Consider the following 6165-nt stretch of genomic DNA (forward strand, 5'->3'; position numbering starts at 1 on the left):
TTAGTGCGCACATTCCTGGCCGCGCCTCAGCTCACCGCCTGCTTCACCAGCGCACTGATCCGCGCCTCCACTTCGGCCGTCACCTCGGTCAGGGCGAAACCGGTGGCCCACATCGTGCCGTCGTCCAGGTTCGCCTGGTCGCTGAACCCGAGCGTGGCGTAGCGTGTCTTGAACTTGGCCGCGCTCTGGAAGTGGCAGACGATTTTGCCGTCCAGCGCGTAGGCGGGCATCCCATACCAGAGCTTCGGCGCGAGGACCGGGGCGCTGGCGGTGATGACGGCATGGACACGCTCGGCCAAGATCCGGTCCGATTCCTGCATTTCGGCGATCTTCGCGAGTACGTCACGCTGGTCCTGCGCCGCCTTGTCCGCGCGTGAGCTGCGGCGCGCTGCCTTCTTCTGCTCTTGAGCGTGGTCCTTCATTGCGGCCCGCTCCTCGGCCGTGAATCCCTGGTAGGTGCTGCTCATGACGGATTCTCTCCTTGAGGATCTTGCTGTTCGGGATCTTGAGAAGGGACCTTTGACCTCGGCCCCACCGGCTTGTACCTGCGTGATGATGCTGCCGAGGTCGTCTCGCCGTGTGCCTCAGACGGATGCGACCTTCCACACGAACCCGTCTGGGTCGGTGAAGGGCCCGGCGTCACCGCCGATCACGATCCGGTGCGATCCGATGCCCTCCTGAGAGACGCCGGTGTCCTTGGCGAGGGCGCGGCGCGGGTAGAGCGCCAGCGTGACGGCCGACGACGGGGTGTCGAACTCGACGTACTTGCCGCCGAAGCTCTTGGCCACGGCCAGGCCGCGGTCGACGTAGAACCGCTTGCTCGCCTTGACGTCCGCCACTCCCAACAGGAGCGCGACCTGGTCGATGTGCCGGGCGGCAGGGCCGGTGTCCTTCTTCTTCGAGGTCGCGATCTTGCAGATCGTCCCGTCCGGGGCACGTACGACGCCGCCGTAGCCCCAGAACCCCTTCGTGGCGGGCTTCAGCGTCGTGGCGCCGGCGTCGAGGGCGGCGCCGACGAGGGCGTCGACGTTGCCCGGCTGGGACACCACGAGTGACAGCGCGAACCCACGGAAGCCGGTCGTCGGCGCATCCGAGGCGCGGACGTGCACGTAAGGGCCCAGACCGAAGGCGTTGTAGAAGGCGTCCGCGGCCGTGGGGTCGGGGACTTCCAGGGTGACGGATTCGAAGGAGGTCATGGCAGGTCCTTTGCGCAAGGTGGGTTTGTCGTCTTATCGGCGGCCGCTACGCGGCGGACATGGCAGGGGCGGGCGGCGCTCAACGGTCCTGCAGGAGTCCCAGGACGTTGCCGTCGGGGTCGATGACGGTGGCCACCAGGCGGCCGCCACCGACCTCGTGCGCGGCCTCCCGCACGGTGGCCCCCGCGGCGATCACCTCGGCCAGCTTCGCCTCGATGTCCGGCACGTGCCAGTAGGCCACCGGTGAGGTCATGCCCTGCGGTCCACCGCCCGGCACCAGCCCGATGTGCTGGCCCTCAGCCTCGAAGCCGACGTAGTAGGACGAGTCGGTCTGCGGCGGGATGCCGAGCAGGGCCGCATACACCGCTTTGGCCTTCGCCAGGTCGGACACGGGGTGCAGCACGGTCTTGATTCCCTGGGTGAAAGAGCCGGTCATGGTCACTCCTGTGGTGGTGGGTCTCATCGACCCGCTGTCTGCGTGTTCACAGCTTTGCTTCCGGCCTGGCCGGCCCGCATCCGTGGTGATCACGGAACCGCCCACGGATCGACGGCACGGATCGCGCACAGTGGCCACTACGGATGAGAGCACGGAGGGATGCGGCAATATGTGACCGTGATTGCAGGAGTGGACATCTCGCCTCGGGAAGCCGAAGTGCTGGAACTGGTCGGGGCCCATCTCAGCAACGCCGAGATCGCGGTACGGCTGTGCATCTCGGTGCGTACCGTGGAGAGTCACGTCTCCTCACTGCTGCGCAAGCTGGAGGTGCCGGATCGGCGGGCGCTCGCCCATCGCGCGCCCGAGCCGGCCGGCGTCGGCCCGTCTCACCTGGCACCGGTTCTGCCGACTCCGCTGACCTCGTTCGTCGGCCGGGTGAGCGAGCGGGCCGAGCTGGCCGAGATGATCAAGGCACACCGGCAGGTGACCGCGGTCGGTTCCGGCGGAGTGGGCAAGACCCGGCTGGCGTTGGCGGTGGCCGCGGAAGCAGCCGGCGAGTACGCCGACGGGGTGTGGTTCGTCGACCTGGTTCCGGTCACCGATCCGGGCCTGATCGCCACGGCGGTCGCCGGGGCGCTCGGCCTCGGTGAGCAGCCCGGCCGCGACATGACCGAATCCGTGGTCGCCGCGCTGGCCGACCGCCATGCGCTGCTGGTGCTGGACAACTGCGAGCACGTGGTGGACGGGGTGGCGCTGTTTCTCGAGCGGCTGCTGGCGACGTGCCCTCGGGTGACGGTGCTGGCGACCAGCCAGGCACGGCTGATGGTGCCGTTCGAACGGGTGTATCCGGTCCCGCCGCTGTCGCTGTCCGTCGACGGTGAGTCCGACGCGGTCGCGTTGTTCAGGGAGCGGGCGGCGGCGGTGGGCCGGTCGCTGGATCCCGCATTGGACGACCAGATCGCCTCGATCTGCGAGCGGCTGGATGGGATGGCGCTGGCGATCGAGCTGGCCGCCGCCCGGTGTTCCACGCTCGGGCTGGACGGCATCAACGCCGCCCTGTCCCACCCGCTGCGGATGCTGACCGGCGGCTCCCGCGCCGATGAGCGGCACCGTTCGGTGCGGGGGGCTCTGGACTGGAGCCATGCTCTGCTGGAACCGGCCGACCGGGCGCTGCTGCGCCAGGTGTCGGTGTTCGTGGCACCCTTCACCGCTGCCGCGGCGGCGGAGGCAGCCGGTTCCGAGGAAGGCATTGTCGCCGAGGGACTGGCCCGGCTGGCCGAACAGAGCCTGCTGGTGGTGACGGCGTCCCCGGGCGGGACCGAGTACCGGGCGTTGGAGACCATCCGCCAGTACGGGACGGAGCGGCTGGCCGAGGCCGGTGAGCTGGTCGACGCTCGATCCCGCCACGTTCGCTGGTGCCTGGCCAAGGCCGCCGAGCTGGCGGTGGTAGGAGCGGACTGGCGGGCCCGGTTCGACGCGGTGGCGGACGATCTGCGCGCCGCCCTGGCGTGGGCGGCCGACCGGCCGGAACAGCGCACGGACGCGTACGATCTCGCCCGGCACCTGGCGGAGCTGACCTTCATCCGTAACCTGATCGGCGAGTCCCAGGGGCGCTATGAGCAGGCCGCCGCGCTCGCCGGCGACCCCGCCGCCGGGGCGTCGATGCTCCGGCACGCCGCGGCCGTGGCCGGGTGCCGGATGCATGGTGATGACATGTACCGCCTGCACCGCGCGGCCGCGGACGCCGCCCGCCGGTCCGGCGACACCGCCGGCGCCGCCTGTGACCTGGCGACCGCCGCCGCCAACGCCTACCGGTTCTCCGGCAAGTTCGTCCAGAAGCTGCCACAGGACGAGGCGATCGCGCTCATCACCCAGGCGCGGGAGCTGGGCGACGACGACCCGGCCGCCCAGGCCGCGGTGGCGCTGGCCGAGGCTGGGCGGGCGCTCACCGAGCTCGGTGCCGCACCGGGCCTGAACGACAACGCTGTTCCCATGACGATCGCACGCGCCGAACGAGCGGTCGAACTCGCTCACCGCACGCGTGACCCGCTCGCCGAGTCCGCCGCGCTCGATACGCTCACCTGCGCCCGGAGCTGGGCCGGTGACACGTTCGCCGCCGCCGACACGGCCCGGCGCCGGATCACGCTGCTCTCATCCACACCGGATACCCCGGCCGCTACCCACGAGCTGATCGAGGCGCTTGGTGAGGCCACCGAGGCCAGCCTTGGCACCGGCGACCTGCCGGGTGCCCGCCGGTGGGCACGGCAACTCGCGGATCATCCACTGCTGGCGGAAGTCGGCCACCGTGCCACGGGCTGGCTCCTTGTGGCCGACGCGTTGGCGGGCAACGTCGAGGAGATACTGACCGGCAGCGTCCGGTTCCTCGACGCGTGGCAGCAGGCCGGCAGCCCCGCCAGGTCCGTCCTCGGTCCGTCGGCGGCCGCGGTGGCGACGATCCACGGCCTACGCGAGGACCAGGATGCCTGGCGCGAATGGAGCGCGGTGCTGAATCGGCTCGACCCCTCATCGAGGAATACCTACGGCTACGGGGCGATCTTCGAGGCGATGCTTCTACTCCACCGTGGGCAGGCATCGGAGGCGCTGGAGCGGCTGGCGCCTGAGCCCGGCGAGGTGTGGCAATGGGTCACCTGGATCTGGCTGCACTGGTATGTGGCGCTGCGCGCCGAAGCTGCCGTGCTCGCCAGGAGCTCCGATGCCGGCGACCGTCTGGCCGAGGCTCGGACCGTCGTGGCCGGCAACCCGGTCGCCGGTGCCATCGTGGAGCGGGCCCAAGCGCTGCTCAACAATGACCGGGAGCGGTTGCTCGCCACGGCAGATGCGTTCGACACCGCCGGCTGCCGCTATCAGTCGGCGCGGACCCTGGTGCTCGCCGGGGGCGATCACGCCGCCCGCGGCGCGGCCGTGCTGGCCGATCTCGGCTTCGCCCCGATGGCCCTGCCCCGACACCCGTGACGACCTCAGACTGACAGTCGCCAGGGTAAATATTCCACGCAAGCTGATCCACCCCAGGCCGGAGCCTTCCCCCGGATCACTTCACATGGGAACCGACGGTTCGGCTACCTGGCCGCGCTGACCTCGCTCGAGATGGTGACCGCGATCATCATCGCGCCGCAGCGGCAGACCGCGCTGCCGGCCAAGCAGGCGGCCGAGGTCGACCTGCTCACCGGCGGCCGGTTCCGGCTCGGGGTGGGGCTCGGCTGGAACCGGGGCGATTTCCCTACAAAATACGTAGGTTTTTAGGGTATATACGTAGTTTCGCTGATGTGCGGAGCGGCCGGGCCGAAGAGTGTGGAGGACATCAGTCCACTGCCGCCAGAGGTGCCGATGCGTTACGAACTGCTTGGGCCGCTCCGTGTGTCCGACGGCCGGGAGTCCCATTTCCTCAGTGCTCCGAAGATGGAGACGACCCTGGCCATCCTGCTCGTCAGGGCGGAGTGGGTCACGACCAAGGAGCAGCTCATCACCGAGCTGTGGGGGGAGTCGCCGCCCCAGCGGGCCTCGGCGGCGCTGCACGTCTACATCTCCCAGCTGCGCAAGTTCCTGGCCGCCGCCGGGCACGGCGACGGGGAGGCGATCGTCACCCGGTCGTCCGGCTACGTGCTGCGGCTGCGCGACGCCGAGTACGACGTGGCCGACTTCCAGCGGGCCGTCGGCCACGGCAGGCTCTTCCTGCAGGCCGGGCGGTACGAGGAGGCGCTCGCCCAATTCGAGGAGGCGCTGCGGCTGGTGCGCGGGCCGGTGCTCGACCAGCTCCCCGAGGGGCCCGTGCTGGCCGCGTTCGCCGCGTGGGCGGAGGAGGAGCGGCTCGACTGCCTGGAGCTGTCGATCGAGGCGCGGACCGCGCTCGGCCGCCACCGCGAGGTGATCGGTCCGCTGAACGGGCTGATCACCCAGCACCCGCTCCGGGAGTCGTTCTACCGGCAGCTCATGCTGGCCCTCTACCGGTCGGAGCGGCAGGCCGACGCGCTGCAGGTCTACCGCACGGCGCAGCAGGTGCTGCAGGCCGAGCTCGGCGTGCAGCCCTGCCCGGCGCTGCGGCGGCTGCACCACGCGATCCTGACCTCCGACGCCCTGCTCGACCTGCGTGCGGCCAGTTGACCACCCCGCCGATCACCACAGAAACCTGGCTGCGCCGCTACCACGCGAGCCCGTCGGCCACGGCCGAGCTGGTCTGCTTCCCGCACGCGGGCGGCGCGGCGGCCTACTGGTATCCGCTGTCGGCGCTGCTGGCCCCCGGCGTCGAGACGCTGGCCGTGCAGTATCCCGGGCGGCAGGACCGCCATCGCGAACCGCCGGTGACCGACCTGCACGCGCTGGCCGACCGGCTGGCCGAGGTGCTCGGGGAGCCGGCGGCCCGGCCGAGGGTGTTCCTCGGCCACAGCATGGGGGCCTCCCTCGCCTACGAGGTGGCCGCCCGGCTGGAGGGCCGCGAGGGCGCGGCGCCCGTCCGGCTGATCCTGTCGGGCCGCCGCGCGCCCTCGCGGTGGCGGCCCTCCCCCGAGCCGCCCGGCG

Annotated in this window: 7 protein-coding genes; 4 read left to right on the forward strand and 3 right to left on the reverse strand. The window is 70.9% G+C overall.

The window, feature by feature from the left end; all coding sequences use genetic code 11:
* Window positions 1-26 precede the first annotated feature (26 nt).
* The 3 genes from FDA94_RS33945 to FDA94_RS33955 all read right to left on the reverse strand — a co-directional run bounded on the left by FDA94_RS33945 (window position 27) and on the right by FDA94_RS33955 (window position 1632).
* Window positions 27-467, reverse strand: coding sequence for an iron chaperone (locus FDA94_RS33945; RefSeq protein ID WP_137251156.1), 441 nt, complete (start codon window positions 465-467; stop codon window positions 27-29).
* Window positions 468-584: 117 nt separating this feature from the next.
* Window positions 585-1196, reverse strand: coding sequence for a VOC family protein (locus tag FDA94_RS33950; protein ID WP_137251157.1), 612 nt, complete (start codon window positions 1194-1196; stop codon window positions 585-587).
* Window positions 1197-1275: 79 nt separating this feature from the next.
* Window positions 1276-1632: a VOC family protein gene (locus tag FDA94_RS33955; protein WP_137251158.1), complete on the reverse strand. Its 357-nt coding sequence runs from the start codon at window positions 1630-1632 to the stop codon at window positions 1276-1278.
* A 159-nt stretch (window positions 1633-1791) separates the two neighbouring features.
* Between FDA94_RS33955 and FDA94_RS33960 the strand changes: the two genes are divergently transcribed.
* The 4 genes from FDA94_RS33960 to FDA94_RS33975 form a co-directional block, all read left to right on the forward strand.
* The gene (locus FDA94_RS33960; RefSeq protein ID WP_170991244.1) at window positions 1792-4605 is read left to right on the forward strand and encodes an ATP-binding protein; all 2814 of its coding nucleotides are present in this window, start codon (window positions 1792-1794) and stop codon (window positions 4603-4605) included.
* A gap of 108 nt (window positions 4606-4713) precedes the next feature.
* Window positions 4714-4893: an LLM class flavin-dependent oxidoreductase gene (locus FDA94_RS33965; protein ID WP_281286676.1), complete on the forward strand. Its 180-nt coding sequence runs from the start codon at window positions 4714-4716 to the stop codon at window positions 4891-4893.
* An 84-nt stretch (window positions 4894-4977) separates the two neighbouring features.
* A complete protein-coding gene (locus FDA94_RS33970; protein WP_137251159.1) occupies window positions 4978-5751 on the forward strand; it encodes an AfsR/SARP family transcriptional regulator in 774 nt (257 codons plus the stop codon).
* Window positions 5748-6165: thioesterase II family protein (locus FDA94_RS33975; protein ID WP_212735632.1), on the forward strand; the 418-nt coding region annotated here is incomplete at its 3' end. The genes FDA94_RS33970 and FDA94_RS33975, both read left to right, overlap by 4 nt.

Origin of the sequence: Herbidospora galbida (assembly GCF_005233835.1) — a bacterium.
In the GTDB taxonomy this organism is placed as follows: domain Bacteria; phylum Actinomycetota; class Actinomycetes; order Streptosporangiales; family Streptosporangiaceae; genus Herbidospora; species Herbidospora galbida.